Source organism: Bradyrhizobium barranii subsp. apii (assembly GCF_011516635.5).
Taxonomy (GTDB): Bacteria; Pseudomonadota; Alphaproteobacteria; order Rhizobiales; family Xanthobacteraceae; genus Bradyrhizobium; species Bradyrhizobium barranii.
In genome coordinates, this window is the sequence record NZ_CP096255.1 from 51,740 (window position 1) to 77,891 (window position 26,152).

Here is a 26,152-nt window from a genome sequence, read left to right on the forward strand (position 1 = left end):
TCGTCAGTGAACGAGGAAGGCCGATGCCCACCCAGAGATTGTCGATGCGCCGGATCAAAGAGGTTCTCCGCTTAAAACATGTTCAAGGCTTGCCGGAGCGAGCCATCGCGCGCACCTTGGGCATCAGCAACGGCGCCGTGCACAGCTATCTACGCCGAGCCGGGGCTGCCGGGCTGAACTGGCCGTTGCCGGCCGGAATGAGCGACGAGGACCTGGAGCTGCTGCTTTTCCCGGCGCCGAGGCCTGCGTCGCAGAGCCCCCAGCGGGCCGTTCCCGACTGGGGCTATGTCGACAAGGAGCTGCGCCGACGCAACGTGACCCGTCGGCTGCTGTGGGACGAGTATCGCGCCACCCATCCCGATGGCTTCGGCTACACCTGGTTCTGCACGACGTACGAGGCCTGGAAGGGGCGAGCCCGGCCTTCGATGCGGCAGACGCATCTGGGCGGCGAGAAGGTTTTCGTGGATTTCGCCGGCGACACCATCGACGTCATCGATCCCTCAAACGGGGAAGTGCAGTCGATGAAGCTGTTCGTCGCGGCGATGGGCGCCTCCAACTATACCTATGCCGAGGCCTGTCCAAGCGAGGGGCTCGCCGACTGGATCCGGGTCCACATCAATCTTTTCGCCTTCCTCGGCGGCGTGCCGACATTCGTAGTCTGCGACAATCTCAAGGCCGCCGTCACCAATCCCGACCGCCACGATCCCGGCCTCAACCGAACCTATGCCGAGATGGCGAGCCATTACGGCACGGCCATTCTCGCAGCCCGGCCGCGGCGCCCAAAAGATAAGGCAAAGGTCGAAGTTGCGGTGCAAGTCGCCCAGCGATGGATTCTGGCGCGGCTGCGCAACCAACGCTTCTTTTCGTTGGCGGAGCTGAACGCAGCCATCAAAACACTCGTCGTCGAACTCAATGCAAGGCAGATGCGCGACTTTGGCGCCAGTCGCGCCGAACTGTTCGCCGAGCTCGACAAGCCCAAGCTTACAAAGCTGCCGGACCAGGCTTACGCTTTCGCACGCTGGAAGCGATGCCGGATCGGCCCCGACTATCATATCGAGATCGATGGACACTGGTATTCCGCGCCGTATCGGCTCATCCGTGAGCTTGTCGACGCACGCATCGATGACAGAACGGTCGAGATCTTCCACAACGGCCGCAGGATCGCCAGCCACGCCCGCGCGCCCAACCGGCGGGGCCACACCACCATCGCCGACCATATGCCCAGCGCCCATCGGCGCTACGGTCAATGGACGCCCGCCGGAGTGATCGTCGCCGGCGAGCGGATCGGTCCGTCGACCGCCGCCTTCTTCCAGGCCGTGATCGCGGCCCGGCCGCATCCCGAGCAAGGCTTTCGCACCTGCCTCGGCATTCTGTCACTGGTCAAAAGCTACAGCGCGGAGCGCGTCGAAGCGGCCTGCCGGCGCGGCATTCTGATCAAGGCGCGATCCGTCGCCTCGATCCGCTCCATCCTCCAGAACGGTCTGGATCGTACCTTTCTCGACGAGCCCTCCGAACACCAACCCCTGCGCCACGGCAACATCCGCGGCCGCGATTATTTTCACTGAAGCCAAGGAGACCTGTATGCTCAACCATCCCACCCACGAACGCCTGATCGAGCTCGGCTTGAGCGGCATGGCCAAGGCCTTCGAGGAGCAGCGACGATCGCCTGATCTCGAAGCCTTGCCGTTCGAAGATCGCATCGGCCTGCTGGTCGACCGGGAAGCGGCGGAACGCGACACCAGGCGGCTCACCACGCGCCTCAAGCTGGCCTCGCTCCGCCAGAATGCCTGCGTGGAGGACGTCGATTTGCGCACGCCGCGGGGTATCGACCGGGCCGTCTTCGCCAAGCTCGCCAGCGGCGACTGGATCGATCGCCACGAGAATTTGCTCATAACCGGGGCGACCGGATTGGGCAAAAGTTGGTTAGCCTGTGCCCTCGGCCACAAGGCCTGCCGAGATAATCGCTCGGTCCTCTATCACCGCGTCCCAAGATTGTTCGAAGCGTTGGGGCTCGCGCGGGGCGATGGACGTTATGCCCGCTTGCTCAAAACCCTTGGCCGCGCCCAGGTTCTGATTTTGGATGATTGGGGATTGTCGGTGCTCACCGCTGCCGAGCGGCGCGATCTACTGGAAATCCTTGACGATCGCCATGGCCGCTCCTCCACCATCGTAACCAGCCAACTCCCTGTGGACACATGGCACGAAGTTATCGGAGATCCCACGCTAGGCGACGCGATTCTGGATCGCCTCGTCCACAACGCTCACCGCCTCCAGCTTGCTGGCGAAAGCATGCGAAAACGCAACGCCAAAACCATCACCCTTGACGAGCAGCCAGAACGCTGACCCTATCACCGCCTCGGCCGGAGCGAGGCTGCTCACGATCGTCTGAATTCGGCGCTCATGATCGCGCGAAATCGCTGCTCACGATCACTGAAATATGCATCCACGACCCGTATTTCCAGTACTTCACCGGCGAAGAGTTCTTCCAGCACGCCTTCCCGCACGAGCGATCGGACCTGAGCCATTGGCGCAAGCGGCTCGGCGACAAGCTGGAACTGCTGCTGGCCGAGAGCCTGCGGGTGGCGCACGAGGCCGGCGCGTTACGCGGCCAGGACCTCAAGCGGGTCACGGTCGATACCACGGTGCAGCCAAAGGCCATCACCTTTCCGACCGACGCCAAGCTGCTGCATGCGGCCATCAAGGGGCTCAACCGCCTGGCGAGAAGGCACGGCGTCAGGCTGCGGCAGTCCTATTCTCGGATCGCCAAGGCCGCCGCGATGATGGCGGGCCGCTACGCCCATGCCAAACAATTCAGGCGGCATCAGCGGCAGTTGCGTAGTAAGCGTAGCGCCGAGGCCCGTCTGATTGTTTGTGCGGAGTCTTGAGAGCACCGTTAGAAGAGTCATCTTCTGGAAGGGTGCTCACAATGGACGACCATTCTGACGACATAAGACGACCGTTGTCACCGCGTATTGAAGTGTTCGCTGGCGCAGGTCGAAAGCGCTGGCCGGATGATTTGAAGGCGCAGATTGCGGCGGAAAGCCTCGAACCGGGGGCGGTTGTAACAGACGTCGCTCGTCGCCATGGCTGCCGGCCCCAGCAGGTGCATGATTGGCGGCGCCGGGCGCGTTTGGGCCAGTTGGTATTGCCGGCGTCGGCGGACACGCTGTCGTTCGTGCCGGTGGTGTCGGAATTAGCGTTGCCTGCGGCCGCAGAGCCCTCCGGTTCGCCGGAAGCAGCCATTGTTACGGTTGAGTTCCAGGGCGCGCGCGTGGAGGTGCGCGGGGCGCCTGGCCTTGCTGCGTTGAGCGATGTGTTCATTGCGCTGCGACGGACACGTTCATGCTGACGATGCCGGCGAGCCTCATGATCTACGTGGCGACGCAACCTGTGGACTTCAGGAAGGGTGCAGAGGGCTTGGCGCTGCTGGCGAAGGATACGCTGGGCCATGACCCGATGAAGGGCGTGGCGGTGGTGTTCCGTGCGAAGCGCGCCGATCGGGTGAAGATCGTCGTCTGGGATGGCAGCGGCCTTGTGATGTACTGGAAGCGGCTCGATGGCAGCGGCTTCAAATGGCCACCCATCGTGGCCGGTGTGATGCGGATGAATGGGGCCCAGCTGTCAGCACTGCTGGCCGGCATGGATTGGACGCGCATGCACGCGCCTCGGATCCCGCAGCCGAAAGCGCTTGCGTAAAAATGCAAATCATCGCTGCATCGTGACGCGAAGCATGGCAAGCTCGGGCCAATGAGTGATTTGCCTGATGAGCTACCGAGCGATCCAGCCGAGTTGCGTGCCTTTGCCGCGGCTCTGCTGGATCGCTGCGCCCGGCTCGAGCGGTTGCTCAAGCTTGCGAAAGATGCGCAGTTCGGTCGGTCCTCGGAAAAGCTGGACGCTGATCAGCTGCAGCTTGTTCTGGAGGATATCGATCAGGCCGTTGCGGCTCTCGAAGCCGCCGAGAATCGTGCCAATCCCAAAACAGGCGAGAAGAGAGCTGCCGCGCGCAGAGCCAACCGTGGTCAGCTGCCGGAGCATTTGCCGCGCGTCATCGAGACTATGATGCCGGCCGAGAGCTGCTGCCCGTCTTGTAAGGGCAACCTCTTCGAGATTGGTCAGGATGAGAGCCAGAGGCTCGACGTCGTTCCGGCGCAGTATCGCGTCATCATCACCCGCCGTCCCAAGCTGGCCTGCCGCGCCTGTCATGGCGTCGTCCTGCAGCACGCGGCTCCCGAGCGATTGATCAGGGGAGGATTGCCCACCGAGCGGCTGGTCGCGCATGTGATCGATGCCAAGTATCACTGGCATTTGCCGCTTTACCGCCAGGCGCAGATGCTGGCGACGCACGGAATAGCGCTGGATCGTTCCACGCTCGCCTTCTGGGTCGGCTATGCCGCCCAGGAATTGAAGCCCGTGTGGCATCGTCTGCGCCAGCTTCTGCTCGCCTCCTCGAAGCTCTGTGTCGATGAGACCCCGGCGCCGGTGCTGGATCCGGGGCGCGGCAGAACAAAAACCGGCTACTTCTGGGCGCTGTCACGCGATGACAGGCCTTGGGCCGGACCTGATCCGCCTGGGGTAGTCTATGCCTATGCACCGGGCCGCGGCGCCGTTCATGGCTTGCGGCTGCTGGAGGGCTATCGCGGCATCATCCACTGCGACGGCTATCAGGCTTACAAGACCATGACCCGAGAGACGCGTGCGGACGCCCTGTCCGGGACGCTCGCCTTCTGCTGGTCGCATCTGCGGCGCCAGTTTGTGAAGATCGAGCGGGAGGCTGCGCCTGCGCCAGCTCCGGTTGCCCGCGAGGCTCTTGAGCGCATCGCCCAGCTTTACGCGGTCGAGAAGGCCCTCCGCGGCCGATCTGCGGACGAGCGCCGTGCTGGCCGACAAGCGCATACCCGGCCTCTGGTTGCAGCCTTGAAGCAGTGGTTTGAGGCCAAGCTCGATCACCTTGCGCAGAAGAGCGACACGGCGAAGGCTTTGCGCTATGCACTACGTCATTGGGACGGCCTGACGCTCTATCTTGATGATGGGCGCATCGAAATGGACACGAATGCTGTCGAGCGTGCGATGCGACCGATCAAGCTCAACGCCAAGAACTCTCTTTTTGCCGGTTGCGACGAAGGCGCCGGGAATTGGGCATTGCTGGCTTCGCTCATTGAGACCTGTAAGCTCAATGGCGTCAGTGCCGAGCACTGGCTCGCTGACGTTCTCGCCAAGCTCGTCAATGGTTGGCCTGCAGCGCGACTGGACGAACTGCTTCCCTGGGCGTCGACCTATACGATGCATACACGCGATCCGAGGCTGGCGGCATGAGCCTGAACACGACCGCGGTCCGGATCAAGGTGACCCTCAAGGATGTGAAGCCGGAGGTGATGCGTCGCCTTGTCGTACCCGTCACCCTGCGCCTTGATCGGCTGCATCTGACGCTTCAGGAGGCATTCGGCTGGACGAACAGTCACCTCTTCGAGTTCTTTGCTGGTGAGGCACATTGGGGGATTCCCGACCCCGACAATGATTACGGTCACCAGCCCATGGATGCCCGCAAAGCGCGGCTGTGCGATATCGTTCGCGAGACCGGCGCCAAGACGATCCACTATCTCTATGACTTCGGCGACAGCTGGGACCATGTGATCAAGCTCGAAAAATGGTTCGAGAACACCACGACGGAGGGGCTTCCCTTCCTGCTCGAGGCCGCCGGTCGTTGTCCTCCGGAAGACGTCGGCGGTGCGCCAGGCTATGCCGAATACCTCGCCGCCATCAGCGACCCCGCCCATCCCGAGCACGGACACATGCGCCTCTGGGGCCCGGAGCGGTTCGATCCCAACGTCGTCGACCGGAAGGCACTCGAAGCCGCCGTCAACGCGTTGTCCGACACAAGGAAGCCGCGGCGACGCGCCACGCGAACAAAATAGGCGTCAAGCGCCATTCAAAAGGGCCGCAGAGCTACGCTTACGTTGCGTATCCTGCGCTCAAGGCTCGGCCGGATCATCCGCGATATCCGCCGCAAGATCGACGGCCAGCCAGCCCTGGAGGAGGCGTTCGCCCTTCCGCTTGGCCGGGCCAGCCAGATCCGCTCGCAGCAGCAGCGCCAACGCGGCTGGAAGCTTTATTCTTTCCATGCCCCGGAGGTGGAGTGCATCGGCAAGGGCAAGGCCTCCGCGCCGTACGAGTTCGGCGTCAAGGCTTCCATCGTCACCAACAACCGCCGAGCTCCCGGCGGTCTGTTCGTGCTACACGTCAGGGCGCTGCCCGATAATCCGTATGACGGTCACACCCTGCGCGACGTCATCGACCGCACCGAGGCACTCACCGGCTGTCCGATCGAGCGGGCCTATGTCGACAAGGGGTATCGCGGCCACGACGCTCAAAATCCACGTCGCGTCTTCATCTCCGGCCAGAAGCGCGGCGTCTTCGGGATCATCAAGCGCGAGTTGCGCCGCCGATCCGCCATCGAGCCCATCATCGGACACCTGAAGGCCGAAGGTCACCTCGGGCGCTGCTACCTCAAAGGCCGCGCAGGAGACGCCGCCAACGTCGTCCTCTCCGCCGTAGGCCACAACTTCCGCCGCATCCTCGCCTGGCTGAGAGATTTCTTGGACCTGTTCCTGATCCGGATATGGCGCACGTTCACATGTCCCATCCCGCTCAATTCGGATTCTTAACGGACGACTAAGAGGAATCGTCGCTGAGTGGGAACACCACTGCCTCAACGGTGTCTGCTCGGCCGTTAACGACGGGACGAATGCGTTTCCGGTCCCTCTAATCTAATCTTTGGCGCCTCGAATGCATCGCACCGCGCCGGAACCGAGAGCGGCGGAAGCGCGCGGGTAGGCTTCGACTAGAGCTCGCCGGCCAGGCAACCCAAGGAATCAAAGCGCGGATCTGATCAGCAGCATCTCCGCGATCGTCGCATTTACCGGAGAAGCGCGCCACCCTCGATATGCTCATAGAGCCGCCAGCCCACTGTCAGGAGCAAGCGTGAGCCTCGCTGCGCTCAGCTGAGGCTGAGTTAACGGCTCGGCAGTCGCAATGACCGACTTTGCCAACCACCAGTACATGGAGCGCATATTATGTCGCATATAGTGAATCGGAAATTCTGGATCGACGAAGGAGAGCGGCGAACTTTGGATGCCTTGGGTCGCTCCTCAGCGAGGCATCTCGCCAATAACATCTCGCCCGATCTCCGTGCCGACGCTATCGAGCACCGCGACGCCATGGTCCCACCTCCGCCGCCGCCGACGATGAAATCAGGGCGAATTGACACCATGACTCCCTCGATCTCGATAGCCTCGAAGGTTGGCGCCGCACTGGAGCGCCGGTGATCCATCCCGGACTTGTGCAGCGCAACTAGCAAGCGCTCTTCGGTCTCAGTCCAGCGCTTGAGTCCGTTCGCACGCGTTCGTCCCGTTCCGCTTCCGAAAAATCATTGCTGATTGCCGGAATATACACATGCCCTAATTCTCTCCGGCTAGGGTGAGACAATGAAACGGGCCGCGTCATGCCAACGGCCCCTTACCGAAAACTTCTACAATACTGATATTAACAGAACATAGCCAGGTAGCGCCACCGAGAGTTCACTGCTGGGCTACAAAAGGGCGATCCCGCGTGGCTCGCTAGAGTCCATCCACGAGAGCGGCACCTTCACGAGGATGACGCAGGCCGGTAAAAACCGGTTCGAATAGCCGTCAAGGTCTAGAACATACGCTCAACCAGCAGCACTGCGCCGGCAATACTCAGAAGTACGATGATGAGAGTCCAATCGCGGTGTTCCTCCGTCATGGTCCCACCTTGGAAAGGACGGTCGCAACGCCCCGGAAAGAGCACCAAGCCGTGGTAAATTGTTCCACATCATCAAAGCGAAGAGTCAACTTCGCGGCCCCCGAAAAGAAGAGGCTACACGCCGAGGCCGAATTGTCCTCATCACGAGAAGTAGGACGCTCACCCGATCAGCAGCCAACTTACGCTGACGACGAGCGCGACGAGCGATATCCCCGCAAGCCTATAAGGCTAAACTCGACGCCATCAAAATCGGTCCAGAACATAATACTCACCATTACATGACGGATCAGGAGAGCGCTTCGCGTATGTCAGTCAGCGGCAGTGTCCTATGCGGACGCTTCAAAAGAACGGACCCAGTACCTCTGGGGGCCTCTAAGCCCGAGCGGACAGCATAGCGGTGGCAACGTGCATCCCTACACTGACCGCGACTGAGCCGTTCTCGGCGCGACGTGAGATCGCTACGCAAGCGGGTCCAGCCCACGGAACCATATGCCTAGCGTTCCGTCAGCCCCATCGGAATGATTTTGGCGCGCGCCGAGAAGGCTAAGTAGTGCTGCGCGGCTTTGATGGACTTGTGTCGCGCGGGATCATTCTGGCGATGTGGGATCGCTGGAGCCGTGCCTGCGCCACGCCTGCACCCGACGGAGACACGTCAGGATCGCCGGCCGTTCAACGCTGATCCGCTTCTCGCTCGTCAAATCTGCCACTCCTCTTGAGGTTGCGAGCCTAAGGGAGCCGGCCCTTCCAACCTCCCACTATTAGTAGGTGCGCTTTGCGCTTGGCGCAGAGTAAGCTGGGGCAGTCGCCATATCGGATTGCACACATGGCAGCAGGTTGGATGGTTTCAATTGGCTACATAGAAAGCGGCCAACTTCGGCACGTAACGTATGCGGTCGCGGTGGCTAACGCCACCGAAGCCATCAAGGCTTCACTGGATGTCGGCGCCTCCCGATTCTCATTGGATGCCGGTCTCGGCTGGGTGACCTTGGCGAATTCTGAACTCAGTCTACAGCAACTGGATGATCTCGGCATGGTGAAAGGCGGGATTTATTCCCTATGGGACGACACGCATGATTGGCTGATCTGGCCCCGCCAGCTCCATTAAGTTTGATCAGTGAACACGATGACTTGGCAAGGAGCGATAGTTCGCGGTCTACCGGCAATCGGGCGCGGTGTCCGCTACGGCGCGCGAGACAGTTCGGCCTGCGCGGAGTTCTCTTGGGAAGGGCACGACAAGAATGACCCCGCCTGCGGTCCCCGATGGGCTATGATCGGCACCGCGGGCAGGCCCGTCGGTCACTTCTACATGCACAATGGCGACGATTCAGCCTTCGTTTGCGAACGCGGCTGAGTTCTTCAACAGCCTGCTAGTCTTACTGCGTCACAAACGGTGGTCTGTGAAATGGGCGAACTTGATTGCACAACAAGGACATCTCGACAACGTTCGGACCAGCCCTTGTTCGAGTCGCCGTCGCATCGTCGTGATCGAATTTGGAATGTGACGTTGGGTCCGTAGCGGCAGAACCGCGGGGTCTGTAATCCGCGGAAACGCGAGCGAGCGGGATCGGCCGGGCGCGCCGAGCGCCTGAGGGGGGAAACGCCTCCCGCTCGGAGATCAGGAATCCGAAGGCTGCAATGCACATCGTTGCGTGATGATGAAAGCCGCGCCAGCCGCGTCCCTCGAAGTGGCCAAGCCCGACCTCCTGCTTGAGTTCCTGATAGTCGCGTTCGATGCGCCAGCGCAATTTAGCCGTCTCTACGAGAGTCCGGAATGCCACATCCTCCGGCAATGTCGAGAGCCAGTATTTGGTAGGCTGGTCCTCGCCTTTCGGCCATTCGATCAGCAACCATTCCTCCAACCGCTGGGTGGTTTGCCAATAATCACGGTGCGCGGCACGGACCCGCACGCGGGCAAAGCGCGAGCTCAGCTTTTCGTTCGTTCCTTGCCGCCACGTGATGGTGCGCCAAGCTTTGGCCGGCAGGCCGATCGCGAGCGCTTTAACGGCGGCCGGCCGACGCTGACGGTTGCGGCGCATCAGTTTCGGGGGACGGCCGCGGCCCGACCATGGCTTCGGCGGCAAGGGACCGGTGCCGGGCGCCCATACCGTTGTGCTCGACAGAAGACCCGCCACATAGGTCAATCCCAGCGCCGTGATCTCCGTGCGCAGATCGCTGTTGTTGCCATAGCCCGCGTCCATCAGCACGACACCACGCGGAAGGCCGGTCGCACAGGCCCACCGCAACTGCTCCAGCGCGATCTCCGGCTTGGTCCGGAAGCCGACTTCGGCAGGAATGCCCACCTTGCGCCGCCGATCGCAATCCTCAGTCCATTCCTTCGGAAGATAAAGGCGGTAGGCAACAGGCAGGCTGGCGTGGTGATTGGCAATCGATAATGACACCGCCACCTGGCAATTATCCTGCTTGCCGAGCTGCCCGCAATATTGCCGTGCAACTCCAACCGAATGTCGCCCCTGCTTGGGAAATCCGGTGTCATCGATGATCCAAGCTTCGATCGGGCCCTGGCGTTCGATCGCCGGCAGGACCATCTCTCGTACCTTGCCCAGCACCTTCTCATCCGACCAGGCGCCGCTGCCGACGAAATGCAGCAGCGATTGATGTTGGGCGGCCGTCCGTTCCGGAGCCGTCATCGCCGCCATTGGCTCCACGCTCTTACGACCGCCACAGGCCATGAGGCCGACGCAATAGTCGCGCAGCGGTGCCTTCCGATCAGCATGACCGATGACGCTGGCAAGCCCTTCCAAATACGTCGCAAATCGCATCTCACTGGTCTTGGTGCCACGCCCGCTCATGTAGCCTCCTCGGCTGATGGTCCATGCTTCAACCATCGCTGATTCCGGCCGGATAAAGCCTGCGGTTTTGTGACTCAGTCGTTCTAGTCTTACTGAGTCAGAGTGTCGCGGCCCTTGTCGACAGGAATCATATATTTGAGAAGACTCACTTTTCGTCATGCGGGGGCTGAGATGAGTCTGACAAAATCGGGAGACGTAGCGTCGCGGTTTTCGGCATATATTGAGGGCCTTGCGAGTGTGATCGGCCATGCAGGACGCGCCAAACCGCTGCGCGACTACTGTACCGGGCTGATGATGCCATGCGATCGCAAGAGCGTCGAGCCGATGGCGGCAATCACGGCACCTGAGCGGACAGCAGCGCAACATCAGTCGTTGTTGCATTTAGTCGGTCAAGGTGACTGGTCGGATCAGCAGGTGTTGGCCAAGGTCCGTGAGTTAGTGCTGCCGGGCATCGAACGCTGCGGGCCGATCGAAGCGTGGATCATTGATGATACGGGCTTTCCCAAGAAGGGGCGGCATTCAGTCGGCGTTGCGCGGCAATATTGCGGCCAGTTGGGCAAGCAAGACAATTGTCAGGTGGCCGTATCTCTTTCGCTTGCGAACCATCATGCGAGCTTGCCGGTGGCCTATCGGCTCTATCTCCCAAAGGAGTGGGTGACGGACCGTACACGTCGGCGCAAAGCCGGAGTCCCCAAGGAAATCACCTTCAAGACCAAGCCGGCAATTGCACTTGATCATTTGCGCTGGGCCTGTGCGGTGGGCTTGCCGCGCGGCGTGGTCCTGATGGACGCCGGCTACGGCACCGACACCGCTCTGCGTGGGAGTATTACCGAACTGGGCCTGAGCTACGTGGCCGGCATCTTGCCACAAACCTCGGTATGGGCGCCCGGAACCGGACCGCGGCCGCCGAAGGCATGGTCGGGGAACGGACGACCTCCGAAACTGCTACGGCGTGACAGCAAACACCGACCGATTTCGGTCAAGAAGCTTGCGATCGGTCTGCCAGCACATGCTTGGCACAAGATCACGTGGCGTGAGGGTACGGCAGAACCGTTGTCTTCGCGGTTTGCCCGTGTGCGCGTCCGTCCGGCACATCGAGATTACTGGCTCGCCGAAAGCCGGCCCGAGGAATGGCTGCTGATCGAGTGGCCAGAGGGCGAGGCAGCACCAACCAAATATTGGTTTTCAACGCTTGCAGCCAACATTGGATTTCGTCAGCTGGTCGATATTGCCAAGCTGCGCTGGCGCATCGAGCGCGACTACCACGAACTCAAACAGGAGGTTGGCCTTGGTCACTTCGAGGGACGAAGCTGGCGTGGCTTCCACCACCACGCAACATTGTGCATTGCCGCCTACGGTTTTCTAGTCTCCGAGCGAGAGACGATTCCCCCCTCAGAAGCAGCCTCCACCAAAATCTTCAAGGAAGCTGCTATTCCCGCAACCTATCGGCCGAGGGGATCCGCCATTGCGGCCTGAACGACACGTTCCGAATTCGATTGCGACCGTCCGACGAAGATTGAGCGCTGCGCTCGTCGTCACACTATCTCGATGCCCTTGTTGCATCAGGGCACTCTCAAGTCAAAGTGGCTATCGAAATTTATGACGCAGTAAGACTAGTCTTACTGCGTCAGAAAGTCGCGGACGTTTTTGACGACGAATCGGCTACCCGAGGGACTCACGCGAGGGGGAGCTGGAATGGGTAGCCGAAGCGGTAACCAGGGTGAAGCGCGATTTACGGCCTATGTCGAGGGTTTGGCGAGCGTGATCGGGCACGCGGATCGGACGAGACCGCTGAGGGACTACTGTGTTGGCCTGATGCTGCCCGGGGATCGCAAAAGCGTCGAGCCGATGGCGGCGATAACAGCCCCGGAGCGAACGGCGGCCCAGCATCAATCATTATTGCATTTCGTCGGCGCGGGCGGATGGTCGGACGAGAAGGTCTTGAGCAAGGTGCGAGAGATGGTCCAGCCCAAGATCGAGCGACACGGTCCGATCGAGGCCTGGATCATCGATGATACTGGCTTTCCCAAGACCAAGAAAGGGCGGCATTCGGTTGGCGTGGCACGGCAATACTGCGGTCAGCTTGGCAAGCAGGACAATTGCCAAGTGGCGGTCTCGCTATCGATTGCCAATCATCATGCGAGTTTGCCGATCGCCTACCGTTTGTACCTGCCGGAAAGTTGGGCCGAGGATGAGGATCGCCGAGAGAAGGCGGGCGTACCAAAGGATGTCACCTTCAAGACCAAGCCTGAGATCGCGCTGGAGCAGATCCGGTCGGCGTGTGCAGCGGGCATTGCACGCGGTGTTGTGCTGATGGATGCGGGATACGGGGCCGATACCGCGCTGCGCGAGGAAGTGACGGCACTGGGGTTGCGCTATGTTGCCGGTATCTTGCCGCACACCTCTGTCTGGCCACCAGGCACGAGACCGCTGCCACCAAAGCGATGGTCTGGGAATGGGCGGCCGCCAAAGCTGATCCGGCGCGACGACAAAAATAAGCCCTGCTCAGTCAAGGCGCTCGCGCTGCCGAGAACGGCCTGGCGCAATGTCAGATGGCGCGAAGGCAGTGCTGATTGGCTGACCTCGCGCTTTGCACGCGTTCGGGTCCGTCCCGCTAATCGCGATTACTGGCTGAGCGAGCCCCGTGCGGAGGAATGGCTGTTGATCGAATGGCCTGACGGCGAGGCGGAGCCGACCAAATACTGGTTCTCGACACTGCCTGAAAACATCTCCTTCCGCGCCCTGGTCAACTTCGCCAAGCTCAGATGGCGCATCGAACGCGACTACCAAGAGCTCAAGCAGGAGGTCGGCCTGGGGCATTATGAAGGGCGTGGTTGGCGCGGCTTCCATCACCACGCCACGTTATGCATCGCCGCCTACGGCTTCCTGATCTCCGAAAGGGAGACGATTCCCCCCTCGCGACCTCGTCGGCCCGCGTTCGTCAAAGAATTTGCGCTTCCCAAAAATCAAAAGCCGCGGGGCGCTACCGCTCAGAACCGAGCGTCATATTCCGAATTCGATCGCTACCATGCGGCGGCGCCTTATCAGCGCATTGGTTAGCCGGCTACGTAGATGTCCGTGCTGCGCAGTCCAAATCCAGGTCGATGCGCCGCATGATTTGTGACGCAGTAAGACTAGCAGGCTGTTGAAAAAGGTGCTCGCCGCCGACCAGCGACCGTGATTCATTGGCTCCGACGAGATTCGAAGATGGTGCGTGCGCGGCGGCGACAATCGAACGGGCGAGCTGTTCAGCTACGTTGATCTGGAGGCGGGTGCGGCGTGACCATCCGCTGCGAGCGATCCGGACGATCGCGAACGAGGCGCTGTCGATGCATGTTTCGCGGGATCGTGAGCACGGATTTCAGGGGATCGTGAGCAGAGATTTCAGACGATCGTGAGCACGGATTTCGCGGGATCGTGAGCAGCTTTTCAGCAACTCAGCCCGCTTCGGCCGACAACTCAACCGGCTTAGGAACTGCCTCGTCAGTGAACGAGGAAGGCCGATGCCCACCCAGAGATTGTCGATGCGCCGGATCAAAGAGGTTCTCCGCTTAAAACATGTTCAAGGCTTGCCGGAGCGAGCCATCGCGCGCACCTTGGGCATCAGCAACGGCGCCGTGCACAGCTATCTACGCCGAGCCGGGGCTGCCGGGCTGAACTGGCCGTTGCCGGCCGGAATGAGCGACGAGGACCTGGAGCTGCTGCTTTTCCCGGCGCCGAGGCCTGCGTCGCAGAGCCCCCAGCGGGCCGTTCCCGACTGGGGCTATGTCGACAAGGAGCTGCGCCGACGCAACGTGACCCGTCGGCTGCTGTGGGACGAGTATCGCGCCACCCATCCCGATGGCTTCGGCTACACCTGGTTCTGCACGACGTACGAGGCCTGGAAGGGGCGAGCCCGGCCTTCGATGCGGCAGACGCATCTGGGCGGCGAGAAGGTTTTCGTGGATTTCGCCGGCGACACCATCGACGTCATCGATCCCTCAAACGGGGAAGTGCAGTCGATGAAGCTGTTCGTCGCGGCGATGGGCGCCTCCAACTATACCTATGCCGAGGCCTGTCCAAGCGAGGGGCTCGCCGACTGGATCCGGGTCCACATCAATCTTTTCGCCTTCCTCGGCGGCGTGCCGACATTCGTAGTCTGCGACAATCTCAAGGCCGCCGTCACCAATCCCGACCGCCACGATCCCGGCCTCAACCGAACCTATGCCGAGATGGCGAGCCATTACGGCACGGCCATTCTCGCAGCCCGGCCGCGGCGCCCAAAAGATAAGGCAAAGGTCGAAGTTGCGGTGCAAGTCGCCCAGCGATGGATTCTGGCGCGGCTGCGCAACCAACGCTTCTTTTCGTTGGCGGAGCTGAACGCAGCCATCAAAACACTCGTCGTCGAACTCAATGCAAGGCAGATGCGCGACTTTGGCGCCAGTCGCGCCGAACTGTTCGCCGAGCTCGACAAGCCCAAGCTTACAAAGCTGCCGGACCAGGCTTACGCTTTCGCACGCTGGAAGCGATGCCGGATCGGCCCCGACTATCATATCGAGATCGATGGACACTGGTATTCCGCGCCGTATCGGCTCATCCGTGAGCTTGTCGACGCACGCATCGATGACAGAACGGTCGAGATCTTCCACAACGGCCGCAGGATCGCCAGCCACGCCCGCGCGCCCAACCGGCGGGGCCACACCACCATCGCCGACCATATGCCCAGCGCCCATCGGCGCTACGGTCAATGGACGCCCGCCGGAGTGATCGTCGCCGGCGAGCGGATCGGTCCGTCGACCGCCGCCTTCTTCCAGGCCGTGATCGCGGCCCGGCCGCATCCCGAGCAAGGCTTTCGCACCTGCCTCGGCATTCTGTCACTGGTCAAAAGCTACAGCGCGGAGCGCGTCGAAGCGGCCTGCCGGCGCGGCATTCTGATCAAGGCGCGATCCGTCGCCTCGATCCGCTCCATCCTCCAGAACGGTCTGGATCGTACCTTTCTCGACGAGCCCTCCGAACACCAACCCCTGCGCCACGGCAACATCCGCGGCCGCGATTATTTTCACTGAAGCCAAGGAGACCTGTATGCTCAACCATCCCACCCACGAACGCCTGATCGAGCTCGACTTGAGCGGCATGGCCAAGGCCTTCGAGGAGCAGCGACGATCGCCTGATCTCGAAGCCTTGCCGTTCGAAGATCGCATCGGCCTGCTGGTCGACCGGGAAGCGGCGGAACGCGACACCAGGCGGCTCACCACGCGCCTCAAGCTGGCCTCGCTCCGCCAGAATGCCTGCGTGGAGGACGTCGATTTGCGCACGCCGCGGGGTATCGACCGGGCCGTCTTCGCCAAGCTCGCCAGCGGCGACTGGATCGATCGCCACGAGAATTTGCTCATAACCGGGGCGACCGGATTGGGCAAAAGTTGGTTAGCCTGTGCCCTCGGCCACAAGGCCTGCCGAGATAATCGCTCGGTCCTCTATCACCGCGTCCCAAGATTGTTCGAAGCGTTGGGGCTCGCGCGGGGCGATGGACGTTATGCCCGCTTGCTCAAAACCCTTGGCCGCGCCCAGGTTCTGATTTTGGATGATTGGGGATTGTCGGTGCTCACCGCTGCCGAGCGGCGCGATCTACTGGAAATCCTTGACGATCGCCATGGCCGCTCCTCCACCATCGTAACCAGCCAACTCCCTGTGGACACATGGCACGAAGTTATCGGAGATCCCACGCTAGGCGACGCGATTCTGGATCGCCTCGTCCACAACGCTCACCGCCTCCAGCTTGCTGGCGAAAGCATGCGAAAACGCAACGCCAAAACCATCACCCTTGACGAGCAGCCAGAACGCTGACCCTATCACCGCCTCGGCCGGAGCGAGGCTGCTCACGATCGTCTGAATTCGGCGCTCATGATCGCGCGAAATCGCTGCTCACGATCACTGAAATATGCAAACGGTCTCTCGTAGCCCCTCTAGGAACCAGGCGGCTGTCGCAACGGTGCCGAACTCTAGCGCCGTTTGAGAGGGCAAGGCTTTAAGGGATCACTGCGCGCGGTGGCGGAATGGGCCACGCGACGGCGACGCGCCGAGACTATCAGCCGTCAACAATTGCAGAAGGTCCCCGCCGCCAGGACGATCGCGCAGTTGTTGACGACGAAGCGCGACCACCTAAGCAAGGCCGAGACCGTAACGGATGCCGGTATTGAACAAAGCGTTCCTATGCTGGCCGATGCCCACGCTCTCGTTGGCCGCTTCCACGCGATGATCAGAAAGAGGGGCGAGATCGAGTTCGAACCTTGGATAGATGAATCCAAGCGGAGCCTCATTGGCTCGTTCGCGAATGGCATCGCCAAAGATAAGGGCGCGGTGCACGGCTAACACTGATCTTCCCCCGAAAAAGTGGACGGGTTTAAGCGGCTTTTAGCTCCGTTTTGATCGGGGCGATATATCCGATGGCGGAGTGGAGCCTGGTGCGGTTGTACAACGAGGTTTGAGAACGCCCACAGGACCGCTCTTCGCGTGGTTCTTTATCGATATCATCCTTGGTTTGGTTGCCGAGTTTGCGTTCATGGGGCCGTCGACAAGGCTGGCGATGTCGCCTTCCGCTGCACACTGGATGGATCGCAAGCAGATCGTTGGCTGGAGGTTCCAGCATGGATGTTCGACCGGACGGCATGCCCTGAGGCGGAGCTTTTGGCAGCTCGGCCATTTGTCAGCATAACCGCACTTGCAGCGCTTTCTGCGCTTCTCGATCTGGTGTTGATGGATCGAACGCCATCAGCTGCCCTGCTTTCTAGCGCATCCAGAGCCTCTCACGACCAGAATCGGGGAGAGACCCATGTCACGGCAGACGGCAATGCCAGGGAGCGGATACCGACACAATCGACAACCGCGGCCGCAGCAACAGATGGATCTGTTCGGGAGCGGCCTGCCGAACGGCGCCATCCGCGCGCCAGCATGGCCGGAGTTGCCGGCGGAAGCCCGGGCGGCCCTCACAAGCCTGATGACGCAGTTGATCCTCGACCATGCTGCGATGACAGCGACGCCGCCCGCGAAGGGGGTCGATCATGATCTCTGACAAGGTCAGGCCTCATCATCTGGAGCGTAAGGCGATTCTTTACGTGCGCCAATCCTCAGCACATCAGGTGTTGCACAATCGCGAGAGCAGCGCATTGCAATACGCCATGCGGGACCGGCTGACGGCACTCGGGTGGTCAGAGATCGAAGTGATCGATGATGATCTCGGTCGTTCAGCCGCCGGCGGCGTGCAACGCGCCGGTTTCGAGCGAATGGTAGCGGAGGTTTGCCTCGGTAAGGTTGGTGCGGTTTGCGCCCGCGAGGTCTCGCGCTTCGCCCGCAACAGCCGGGATTGGCAGCAACTCATCGAGATGTGCCGCGTGGTCGATACCGTTCTGGTCGATCAGGAGACGATCTATGCACCGAGGCACGGCAACGATCGCCTGCTACTCGGGCTCAAGGGCAGCCTCAACGAGTACGAACTGGATTTGTTGCGCCAACGCTCGCTCTCGGCCCGCTACGAGAAGGCGCGCCGGGGCGAGTTGGTTGTGGCGGCGCCCGTCGGTTTCGTGAAGGCCGGCGACCGTTATGAGAAAGATCCGGATCGGCGTGTCCAGGAAGCGATCAAGCTGGTGTTCGACAAGGTCGAGGAACTGGGCAGCGCGCGACAGGCGCTCTGCTGGCTCCACGAGTACAATCTCGATCTACCAGTGAAGCAGTCCAACGGCGACACAGCCTGGCGGCGACCGAGTTACTCCGCCATCCACCGGATCATTGAGAACCCGGTCTACGGCGGCGCCTATGCCTATGGTAAGACGGCTGTGGCGGCGGGATACAGCGCCGGGGGCGTGAGCGTGAAGATCCGCCGCAAGACGCGGAACGAATGGCTGGCGCTGATGCCCAACACCCACGACGGGTATGTGAGCTGGGAGAGGTTCGAGGCGATCCGCACCATGGTCAGCAGCAACGTTCCCACCGGTCGGCATCACGGCGCACCCAAGCATGGGGACGCGCTGCTGGCCGGTCTGATCCGGTGCAAGCGCTGCGGCCGCAAGCTCACACTCCGGTACTCCGGCATGGAAAACCATATCCCGCGCTACAGCTGCAGCCGCGCCTGGATGGACAATGGCGGGGCCCACTGCATCGCCTTCGGCGGATTGCGTGTCGATGATGCAATCGAGGACGCACTGCTTGGCGTCGTCGGTCCGGGCGCTATCGCCGCTGCAACCGCTGCCGCCGAAGGAGCCAGGGAACGGCGGGATCAGGTGCGCGATGCGCTCAGTCGCGATCTGGAAGCGGCGCGCTATGCCGCCGACCGGGCTTTCCGGCAATACGATGCCGCTGACCCCGCGAACCGGTTGGTGGCGAGTGAGCTGGAAGCGCGCTGGAACAGGGCACTCGCTCACGCGGCGGAGGTCGAGGGCAAGATCGCCATGCATGATGCGGCGACGCCCGCACCCATTGCTGATCCAGCTTCGCTCGGCGTACTGGCCTCGAACCTCAAAACGGTCTGGGATGCGCCGACGACGGATGCTCGTCTCAAGAAGCGCATTGTACGCACCCTCGTCCATGAGGTCGTGGCCGATATAGACGACGCGGCGTCCGAGATCGTTCTCATCGTCCACTGGGTGGGTGGCGCTCACAGCGAGTTGCGCTTGCCCAAGCGCCGGCGCGGACAGCGCAACAGCACTTCCGCCGATATTATCCAAGCCGTGCGTCAACTGGTGCTGATCGCCAGCGACGATCTGATTGCCGGCCTCCTCAACCGCAACGGCCTCAAGACGGGCAACGGCAATCGCTGGACCCGCGAGCGCGTCACATCAATGCGCTCGAGCTACCACCTCCCGGTATTCAAGCCCGCCGATGACGGGATCGAACCCTGGCTCAACCTTAGCAACGCCGCAAAGCTCCTGAAGATCGCGCCCAAGACGCTCCGGCTGGCCGCTGAAGCCGGCGAAATCGAAGCCTTCCATCCGCTGTCGGACGGCCCGTGGATCTTCGCCCGCGCCTCGCTGATAACAACTGCCGCTCAATCTATCGCCGAACGAGCGCGACAGAACCCAAGATACCCCACGGGATCGCATCCCAATCAGCAAAGTCTCTTCTCTTCAACAACATAGACAGATGGGTGTTCTGATGCGCGGTTGTAAAATCGTTCGATGTAGTCGAACACATCGGCGCGTGCCTCATCTCTGGTTCGATAAATCTTGTTGGCCGTACGCTCGGTCTTGAGCGAGGAGAAGAAGCTCTCCAGCTCATGCTGCAAACGATGCCGTGGTCGGCCATCAGGCGCTGGAACTGCTCGCTGGTGTACTGGCTGCCCTGGTCGGAGTGATGCAACAGTGCATCCGGCTTGCCGCGCCGCCAGACGGCCATCAACAATGCGTCCGTCACGAGCTGTGCCGTCATGGCGGCACTCATCGACCAGCCCACCACGCGGCGTGAGAACAGGTCGATCACCGCTGCGACATAGAGCCAGCCTTCGGCCGTCCAGAGATAGGTGAAGTCGGCGATCCACTTCTGGTTCGGCCGCTCGGCGGCGAACTGCCGGTCAAGGAGGTTCGCCGGTACGGTCTCGAGCTGTCGATCGCCGCTGTCCTTCGGCAAGCGCCGACGTCGCGGCCGCGCCCGCAAGCCTTGCAGGCGCATCAGCCGCTCAATCCGGTGCAGGCCGCAATCCGCCCCGTCGGCGAGCAGGTCACGCCACACCCGGCGTGCGCCATAGGTGCGGTCGCTGGCGGCGAAGCTGGCCTTGACCTTGCCGCCGAGCTCCTCGTCGCTGCGGGATCTGGTGCTGGGAGAGCGATTCAGCCAGGCATGGAAGCCCGACCGCGACACTCCCAGCGCATCGCATAGCCATGCCACCGGCCAGATCGTCCGGTGCTTCGCGACGAAGGCGAACTTCATGTCGCTTCCTTCGCGAAGTAGGCTGCGGCCTTTTTTAGGATATCCCGCTCGGCCTTCAGCTTGGCGACCTCACGGCGCAGCCGCTCGATCTCCTGCTGCTCCGGCTTCATCTGCCCGTGGCCGGGAAAGGCTTGCGCCGGGTCGGAGCCCAACTCCTTCACCCATTTGCGGAGAACATTCTCATGAACATCCAGGTCACGGCCGGCTTGCGCCACCGACACCCCACGGTCCCGCACCAGCTTGACCGCCTCGACCTTGAACTCGCGGCTGAACTTCCGTCTTTTCATCGCCACCTCCGGCTTCATGAAACACCTAATCTCGGTGTCCATCAAACCGGCAGCAGCTCACTCGTTGAAAACACATTGTGCGCGACGACGGGCTGGCATCGCAAGTATGAGGTGCGGGCGCTCCGGCGACGCGAGACGTTTGGACCGGGCCAGGTCGAGGCAACAAGAAAGCGAAGACGCAGATATGGCGCGACGATCAAGGACGCGCTGACGGCGCTGTGGGAGGCGTCGGATCGGGTGTGCGGCAAGCGGCTCAAAGTGATGATCCCGACCTTGCTGCCGGCCCTCGAGCAACATGGTCGATTGCAGCTTGGCCAGGCGGATCGTGACTGTGTTCTCTCGATCAGCCCCGCAACCATCGATCGCCTGGTCGTCGATGTGAAGATCGCGGCGAGCCGCGGCAGGCGGCGCCGTACCGGATTCTATTCGGCAATCCGGCGCGAAGTCCCGATCCGCACGTTCAATGACTGGAACAGCCCGGTGCCCGGCTTCTGCGAGGTTGACATGGCGCCCATAGCGGCACGTCGGTGGCTGGTTCGTTCATCCAAACTCTCACGATGGTCGATGTCGCCACCGGCTGGACAGAGTGCCTGCCGTTGCTGACGCGGGAAGGTTCGCTCGTCGTCGAGGCGATCAACCGCGCACAGGGCCTGTTCCCCTGGCTGTTGCGCGGCGTGGACTTCGACAACGACAGCGCCTTCATGAACGATGTCGTCGTGCCATGGTGTCGCGAAGCTCGAAGTCACTCGCTCGCGCGCCTATAAGATGAACGATCAGGCGTTTGTCGAGCAGACGAATGGTGCCGTCGTCCGCCGCCTCATGGGCTATGGCCGCTTCGATGGCGTCGAGACGGCGCGCATGATGGGCCGCCTCTATGCGGCGGCACGGCTCTACGTCAACTTCTTCCAGCCGTCGTTCAAGCTGAAGAAGAAGCGTCGCGAAGGGGCTAAAGTGATTAAGCGCTATCATCTCCCATCGACGCCCTATGAGCGTGCCTTGGCGCATCCCAAGGTGACCGCGGCCGTGAAGAAACGGCTACGCGATCAGTATCGCTCGCTCGACCCGGTCGCGCTGTTGGCGGAGATTCGCCCAACCCAAGAGGAATTAGGCATTCGTGTCGATCGTCGTGCCGGACAGGCGCGCGGCTTGCAACCCGCTCACACTAGCATCCTGCCGGCGACCGCGGCGACGTTCGCGAAGACGCTCGGCAAGACCGCGACGGTCGGCGAGCCGCGTGCCAGGCACCGGCGAACTCGTCGGCCCTATAAGACCAGAGTTCGAATGCCGTCCAAGCTAGACCCGCATATTGCCGCGATCGAAGCGTGGCTCGCAGAGCAGCCGCAGCTGACGGCGCTCGCAATTGTCGGCCGACTGCGCGAGAAATACCCTGAGGAGTTCGGAAAGAGACAGCATTCGATTGTGCAACCTCTGCTGAGGGCGCTCAGACGGAGGGCTGCCGAACGGTTGGTCGCCCAGGGCCCGCTCGACGACGCCACAACCGCTGCCCCATTGCCCGGGGTTGTGGACGGCTCGGGCTATGTAGGGCCCGACCCGCCCACAGCCCCTCTCGTCGAGCAAACCGGGAAAGCCATCTGGCGCGACCGATTAATCGACATCGGATCGTCATCGGCAATGGCGCCATCAGGGTAACATTCGCAGATGCGGCAATACGGGGGTCAATATTGCAGACGATGACGTAATTGCGGTCAGCGCTCGTGACACGAAAGCTCCATTAGAATCGAGCTCTCGCAATCAACCAATTCGGAGAAGCTGTCATGAAGCAATATGTCGGACTCGATGTCTCGCAAAAAGAAACTTCAGTATGCGTGGTCAATGAAGCGGGCGAGGTCTTGTTCGAGGGGAAAGCCAAGCCCGCCCCGGGGGCGCTCACGGCACTGCTTCGCAAGCGGGCGCCACAGGCGGAGCGCATCGGCTTTGAGACCGGCGCAATGGCGAGTTGGCTGTGGCATGAACTTCGCAGGGTCGATCTTCCGGTGGTTTGCATCGACGCTCGGCATGCCCACGCGGCTTTGTCGGTACGCATGAACAAGAGCGATCAGAATGATGCTCGAGGTCTGGCCGAGCTGGTGCGGGTTGGCTGGTATCGAGAGGTCAAAGTCAAGAGCGAGGAAAGTCAGAGGATCCGCGCGATACTCGTCGCGAGAAACCGGCTCGTGGCTATTCGTCGAGACATCGAGAACCAGGTCCGAAGTCTGATCAAAGAATACGGCTTGCTGTTGCCACGTGCGATCGGACTGCAGTTTCGCAATCAGGTCTGTGAGCTATTGGGCAAAGATCATCAGCTCCTCGGTGTGATCGTGCCGCTTCTGTCGATCCATGAACAGATCTGTAAGCAGCAAAGCAACTTCGACAACGAAGTCCGCCAGTTGGCAAAGTCGGATGAGACGACGCGCCGCCTGATGACTGTTCCTGGCGTTGGCGTGGTGACCGCCTTGACCGTCCGCCATACGATCGATGACCCATCGCGATTCCGATCAGCATCGAGCGTCGGCGCCTATCTAGCCCGTCTTATTCGTCAGAGGGCGCCTGAGAGGCTGGCGAGCGTGGTGTAAAGCGCTGATGCGGCGTAGGATTCGGTTGCAAAGCCAACCCCATCACCTTCAGCCGCGAACACCACGCCCGCCATGACCGACGATACGATTCTGCCCTTCTCGTTTCCAGCCGTTCACGCCAAGAAAGTCACAGCTGCCTTCGATGGCGGTCGGCTGACCTCGAACGGGGGCGTGATGCTTCTGGCGATGGCCGAGCGGCGTCTCGGCTTGGCCGACAATTTGGCCCGGGTGTTCCCGGATCGGCGCGATCCGACGCGGGTCGTGCACAGCCTGGTCGATATGTTCCGCGCGCGCATGTTCGCGATCTGCTGCGGCTACGAGGACGCCGACGACCTCGATCATCTGCGGTCCGATCCCGCATTCAAGCTGGCCTGCGGACGGCTGCCGGACACGGGCCGCGATCTGTGTTCCCAACCGACGCTGTCGCGTCTGGAGAATGCTCCGCGCCTGCGCGACGTGATCCGACTGACCTACACTTTGGTCGACGCATGGATGGATAGCTACCCGCGCGAGCCGGCATCCGTCACGCTCGACATCGATGATACCTGCGATGTCGTCCACGGCCATCAGCAGCTCTCGCTGTTCAACGCTCATTATGACGAACGCTGCTTCCTGCCGATCCACGTCTACGACACGGAGAAGAGCCGGCCCGTGGCGGTCGTGCTGCGGCCCGGCAAGACGCCGGGCGGCGTCGAGGTGCGTGCCCATCTGCGCCGCCTGGTACGGCATATCCGGACGCGGTGGCACAACACGCGAATTACGTTCCGTGGCGACGGGCACTATGCCCGGCCGGAGGCAATGGCGTGGTGCGAGACCAACGGCATCGACTACATCTTCGGTCTGTCCGGCACCAAGCCGCTCGCCAGAAAAGTCGACGCGGTCGCCGACGACATCCGCACGCGACGCGCCATCGAGAACCTGCCGGTTCTGCGCGGCTATACCGAGACGCGCCACAAGGCAAAGTCCTGGGATCGCGAACGACGCACCGTCGCCCGTATTGAGGCGACGATGCTCGGCCTCGACATCCGCTTCGTCGTCACCAGCCTCGATGTCGGCTCGGCCGAGTGGATCTACGACAGCCTGTATTGCGCGCGCGGCCAAGCCGAGAATCTGATCAAGCTGCATAAGACGCAGCTCGCCTCCGATCGCACCAGTTGCCGTTCGGCGCTCGCCAATCAAGTCCGCCTCGTTCTCCATACCGCCGCTTATTGGCTGATGCTGACCGTGCGCGACGCCATTCCCAAAGTCCGGGAATTGGCCACTGCCGAGTTCGCGACGCTGCGTCTTCGGCTCTTGAAAATCGCCGCCCGGGTTGTCGAGACCAAGAGCCGCATTCGCCTTGCGTTCGCCGCGGCATGTCCCGAAGCCGACCTGATCCGCAGCTTGCCCGGCGCGCTGCTGCCGCTCGGTCCTTGACCGGTGGGGCGTCCGCCCGCGTTCACCCAACCCATCCCTCAAGCGCGTTGCAAAGTACCGGTCGTCAGGCGGTGAAAAGCCGAAGGCAATCCTGTGCGCCTCGTCAGCGGAGGTGTGCGGATGCACCAGTCGGACCAAAATACCGCGCTCTCACGAATAGGGCGGGCTAGGTCTTACACCTCGGCGCAATCAATCTGGCGAAACTGACATCAATGGCAAAATATCACGATGGGGCGACCGTCGTCTTCGAACTTACCTGTTCGAGGCCGCGACCGTCCTGCTTTATCGAACGAAGAAGTGGTCGTCCCTTAAGGCCTGGGGAATGAAGCTCGCCAAGAGGATTGGCATGAGGAAGGCGAAGGTCGCAATCGCGCGCAAGATCGCCGTTGTTCTGCACTGCATCTGGGTCGACGGCACATCGTTTGACTGGGGCCAAGCAAAGGAAGCCTGATCCGATTTTGTAAAGTTCCTGGTCCGGTCTGCCGGACTGGCGATGTCCCGCTGGGACGGTGTTGTGGCGACCCCGTTCATTCGGCTGGTGGCGCTCGACTGTACTCCGCTGCAGACGTTGAGGCGTCCGACCCGGACATCATCATGAGGCGCTGCGCGACCTCGGAAAGGACCATGACCCCGGCGAAGACATCAACCAGCCCGTACTGTCCAATGCCTGGCCAGTAGAGCATGTATCAGCCGCGCCCGCGCCGTCTCCGCAACCCCGACCAGCTCCGACGGCGCGGGCGCTACCACCTTGCTGTTGGAGAGTTCGAAAATGTGAGCTTGACAACAAACCGCAATTAAAGGGCCGAATGACATCTATACTACCTCCGGCAAGGTCTTCACTCGGTACTTCTGATAATCGAGAACGGCCGCTGCAAGTGGCATCGAGCGCGGCACGCTCACAGGTCTGAGGGAGACGACAAGCGCTCTCATCGCCGTCCCCAATGCCTATGACCGGCCGTCAGGGAATCACGAATCGCTCGAAAGCAAAATCCCAAAACGCAAGAAACCGCGGCCCAACACCCGGCTTTCCTGCAAAATCGAATACTTTATCGAGATAACTTCTGCCTCCGTCTGAGGCCGATCTGCATTCTTCACGGACGACCATAAAGCTCTCAATAATTGGGCCGAGAATTCTCATCAGCCGACGCGGCGACGCCATGAAGCGTTTCAAATCGTCCCGTCAGGCTCAACGGTTTCTGTCAGTTCACGATCAGGACGCGAGCCTTTTCCACACCCCCTATTCCGGAGCCGTCACTGCCGACTTCCGTCGCGCTTCGCGCGAGCGAGCCTTTGCGACTTGGCACGAGATCTCCACGACAAGCGCTATCGCCGAATCTCGAACCTTTGAGAAGCGCCTCCTTCGGCTCGCGGTCGGTTAAGTTGACGATGCCCC

General features: G+C 61.7%; 18 protein-coding genes and 8 pseudogenes. 24 read left to right on the forward strand and 2 right to left on the reverse strand.

The window, feature by feature from the left end:
• Positions 1-23 precede the first annotated feature (23 nt).
• From istA (HAP41_RS00240) to HAP41_RS00280, 9 genes and pseudogenes are all read left to right on the forward strand, one after another.
• On the forward strand, positions 24-1,565 hold the full coding sequence (istA, locus tag HAP41_RS00240; protein ID WP_166065845.1) for an IS21 family transposase: 1,542 nt from the start codon (positions 24-26) through the stop codon (positions 1,563-1,565).
• A gap of 16 nt (positions 1,566-1,581) precedes the next feature.
• On the forward strand, positions 1,582-2,343 hold the full coding sequence (gene istB, locus HAP41_RS00245; protein ID WP_166063422.1) for an IS21-like element helper ATPase IstB: 762 nt from the start codon (positions 1,582-1,584) through the stop codon (positions 2,341-2,343).
• Positions 2,344-2,441: 98 nt separating this feature from the next.
• Positions 2,442-2,867: pseudogene (locus HAP41_RS00250) on the forward strand (IS5/IS1182 family transposase); the annotation flags it as partial.
• Positions 2,868-2,926: 59 nt separating this feature from the next.
• On the forward strand, positions 2,927-3,349 hold the full coding sequence (gene tnpA / locus HAP41_RS00255) for an IS66-like element accessory protein TnpA (RefSeq protein WP_166055731.1): 423 nt from the start codon (positions 2,927-2,929) through the stop codon (positions 3,347-3,349).
• On the forward strand, positions 3,343-3,696 hold the full coding sequence (gene tnpB, locus HAP41_RS00260) for an IS66 family insertion sequence element accessory protein TnpB (RefSeq protein WP_166065968.1): 354 nt from the start codon (positions 3,343-3,345) through the stop codon (positions 3,694-3,696). The genes tnpA and tnpB overlap by 7 nt, the downstream gene beginning before the upstream one ends.
• A gap of 51 nt (positions 3,697-3,747) precedes the next feature.
• Complete coding sequence (gene tnpC / locus HAP41_RS00265; RefSeq protein ID WP_166055670.1) at positions 3,748-5,313, forward strand: IS66 family transposase; 1,566 nt, start codon at positions 3,748-3,750, stop codon at positions 5,311-5,313.
• On the forward strand, positions 5,310-5,912 hold the full coding sequence (locus HAP41_RS00270; protein ID WP_166055583.1) for a plasmid pRiA4b ORF-3 family protein: 603 nt from the start codon (positions 5,310-5,312) through the stop codon (positions 5,910-5,912). The genes tnpC and HAP41_RS00270 overlap by 4 nt, the downstream gene beginning before the upstream one ends.
• A 24-nt stretch (positions 5,913-5,936) precedes the next feature.
• Positions 5,937-6,662, forward strand: a pseudogene (locus HAP41_RS00275) (transposase family protein); the annotation flags it as partial.
• Between the two features lie 1,940 nt (positions 6,663-8,602).
• Positions 8,603-8,884 (forward strand): hypothetical protein, encoded by a 282-nt coding sequence (locus tag HAP41_RS00280; protein ID WP_166065928.1) that lies wholly within the window; start codon positions 8,603-8,605, stop codon positions 8,882-8,884.
• Between the two features lie 268 nt (positions 8,885-9,152).
• Here HAP41_RS00280 and HAP41_RS00285 read toward each other — a convergent pair whose 3' ends face one another.
• Entirely contained in the window at positions 9,153-10,589 is a 1,437-nt protein-coding gene (locus HAP41_RS00285) for an IS701 family transposase (RefSeq protein ID WP_166105276.1), read from the reverse strand.
• Between the two features lie 171 nt (positions 10,590-10,760).
• On the opposite strand from HAP41_RS00285, the gene HAP41_RS00290 reads away from it, so the two are divergent.
• The 8 genes and pseudogenes from HAP41_RS00290 (at position 10,761) to HAP41_RS00325 (ending at position 19,696) form a co-directional block, all read left to right on the forward strand.
• A complete protein-coding gene (locus HAP41_RS00290) occupies positions 10,761-12,065 on the forward strand; it encodes an IS701 family transposase (RefSeq protein WP_166065882.1) in 1,305 nt (434 codons plus the stop codon).
• A gap of 219 nt (positions 12,066-12,284) precedes the next feature.
• Positions 12,285-13,649 carry an IS701 family transposase gene (locus HAP41_RS00295; RefSeq protein ID WP_166065870.1) on the forward strand — a complete coding sequence of 455 codons (1,365 nt, stop codon included), beginning with the start codon at positions 12,285-12,287 and terminating at the stop codon, positions 13,647-13,649.
• Positions 13,650-13,803: 154 nt separating this feature from the next.
• Positions 13,804-13,915: pseudogene (locus tag HAP41_RS00300) on the forward strand (IS5/IS1182 family transposase); the annotation flags it as partial.
• Between the two features lie 177 nt (positions 13,916-14,092).
• The gene (gene istA, locus HAP41_RS00305) at positions 14,093-15,634 is read left to right on the forward strand and encodes an IS21 family transposase (protein ID WP_166065845.1); all 1,542 of its coding nucleotides are present in this window, start codon (positions 14,093-14,095) and stop codon (positions 15,632-15,634) included.
• Between the two features lie 16 nt (positions 15,635-15,650).
• On the forward strand, positions 15,651-16,412 hold the full coding sequence (gene istB / locus HAP41_RS00310) for an IS21-like element helper ATPase IstB (protein WP_166065823.1): 762 nt from the start codon (positions 15,651-15,653) through the stop codon (positions 16,410-16,412).
• A gap of 129 nt (positions 16,413-16,541) precedes the next feature.
• Positions 16,542-16,931, forward strand: a pseudogene (locus tag HAP41_RS00315) (ISL3 family transposase); the annotation flags it as partial.
• Between the two features lie 535 nt (positions 16,932-17,466).
• Positions 17,467-17,637, forward strand: coding sequence for a hypothetical protein (locus HAP41_RS00320; RefSeq protein WP_206706209.1), 171 nt, complete (start codon positions 17,467-17,469; stop codon positions 17,635-17,637).
• Positions 17,627-19,696 carry a recombinase family protein gene (locus tag HAP41_RS00325; RefSeq protein WP_166065785.1) on the forward strand — a complete coding sequence of 690 codons (2,070 nt, stop codon included), beginning with the start codon at positions 17,627-17,629 and terminating at the stop codon, positions 19,694-19,696. Before HAP41_RS00320 ends, HAP41_RS00325 begins: the two co-directional genes overlap by 11 nt.
• Here the strand turns inward: HAP41_RS00325 and HAP41_RS00330 are convergent.
• Positions 19,666-20,770 (reverse strand): annotated as a pseudogene (locus HAP41_RS00330) (IS3 family transposase). The gene HAP41_RS00325 and the pseudogene HAP41_RS00330 overlap by 31 nt on opposite strands.
• A 75-nt stretch (positions 20,771-20,845) precedes the next feature.
• Between HAP41_RS00330 and HAP41_RS00335 the strand changes: the two are divergent.
• From HAP41_RS00335 to HAP41_RS00365, 7 genes and pseudogenes are all read left to right on the forward strand, one after another.
• Complete coding sequence (locus HAP41_RS00335; RefSeq protein ID WP_166065736.1) at positions 20,846-21,373, forward strand: hypothetical protein; 528 nt, start codon at positions 20,846-20,848, stop codon at positions 21,371-21,373.
• Positions 21,367-21,534: a hypothetical protein gene (locus tag HAP41_RS00340; protein WP_166065728.1), complete on the forward strand. Its 168-nt coding sequence runs from the start codon at positions 21,367-21,369 to the stop codon at positions 21,532-21,534. The genes HAP41_RS00335 and HAP41_RS00340 overlap by 7 nt, the downstream gene beginning before the upstream one ends.
• A 1-nt stretch (position 21,535) precedes the next feature.
• On the forward strand, positions 21,536-22,420 hold the full coding sequence (locus HAP41_RS00345) for a hypothetical protein (protein ID WP_166065683.1): 885 nt from the start codon (positions 21,536-21,538) through the stop codon (positions 22,418-22,420).
• A gap of 125 nt (positions 22,421-22,545) precedes the next feature.
• Positions 22,546-23,292 (forward strand): annotated as a pseudogene (locus HAP41_RS00350) (IS110 family RNA-guided transposase); the annotation flags it as partial.
• Between the two features lie 123 nt (positions 23,293-23,415).
• Positions 23,416-24,759, forward strand: coding sequence for an IS1380 family transposase (locus HAP41_RS00355; RefSeq protein ID WP_166053720.1), 1,344 nt, complete (start codon positions 23,416-23,418; stop codon positions 24,757-24,759).
• 166 nt (positions 24,760-24,925) lie between these two features.
• Positions 24,926-25,210, forward strand: a pseudogene (locus tag HAP41_RS00360) (transposase); the annotation flags it as partial.
• 651 nt (positions 25,211-25,861) lie between these two features.
• Positions 25,862-26,127: pseudogene (locus HAP41_RS00365) on the forward strand (IS6 family transposase); the annotation flags it as partial.
• Positions 26,128-26,152: the final 25 nt, after the last annotated feature.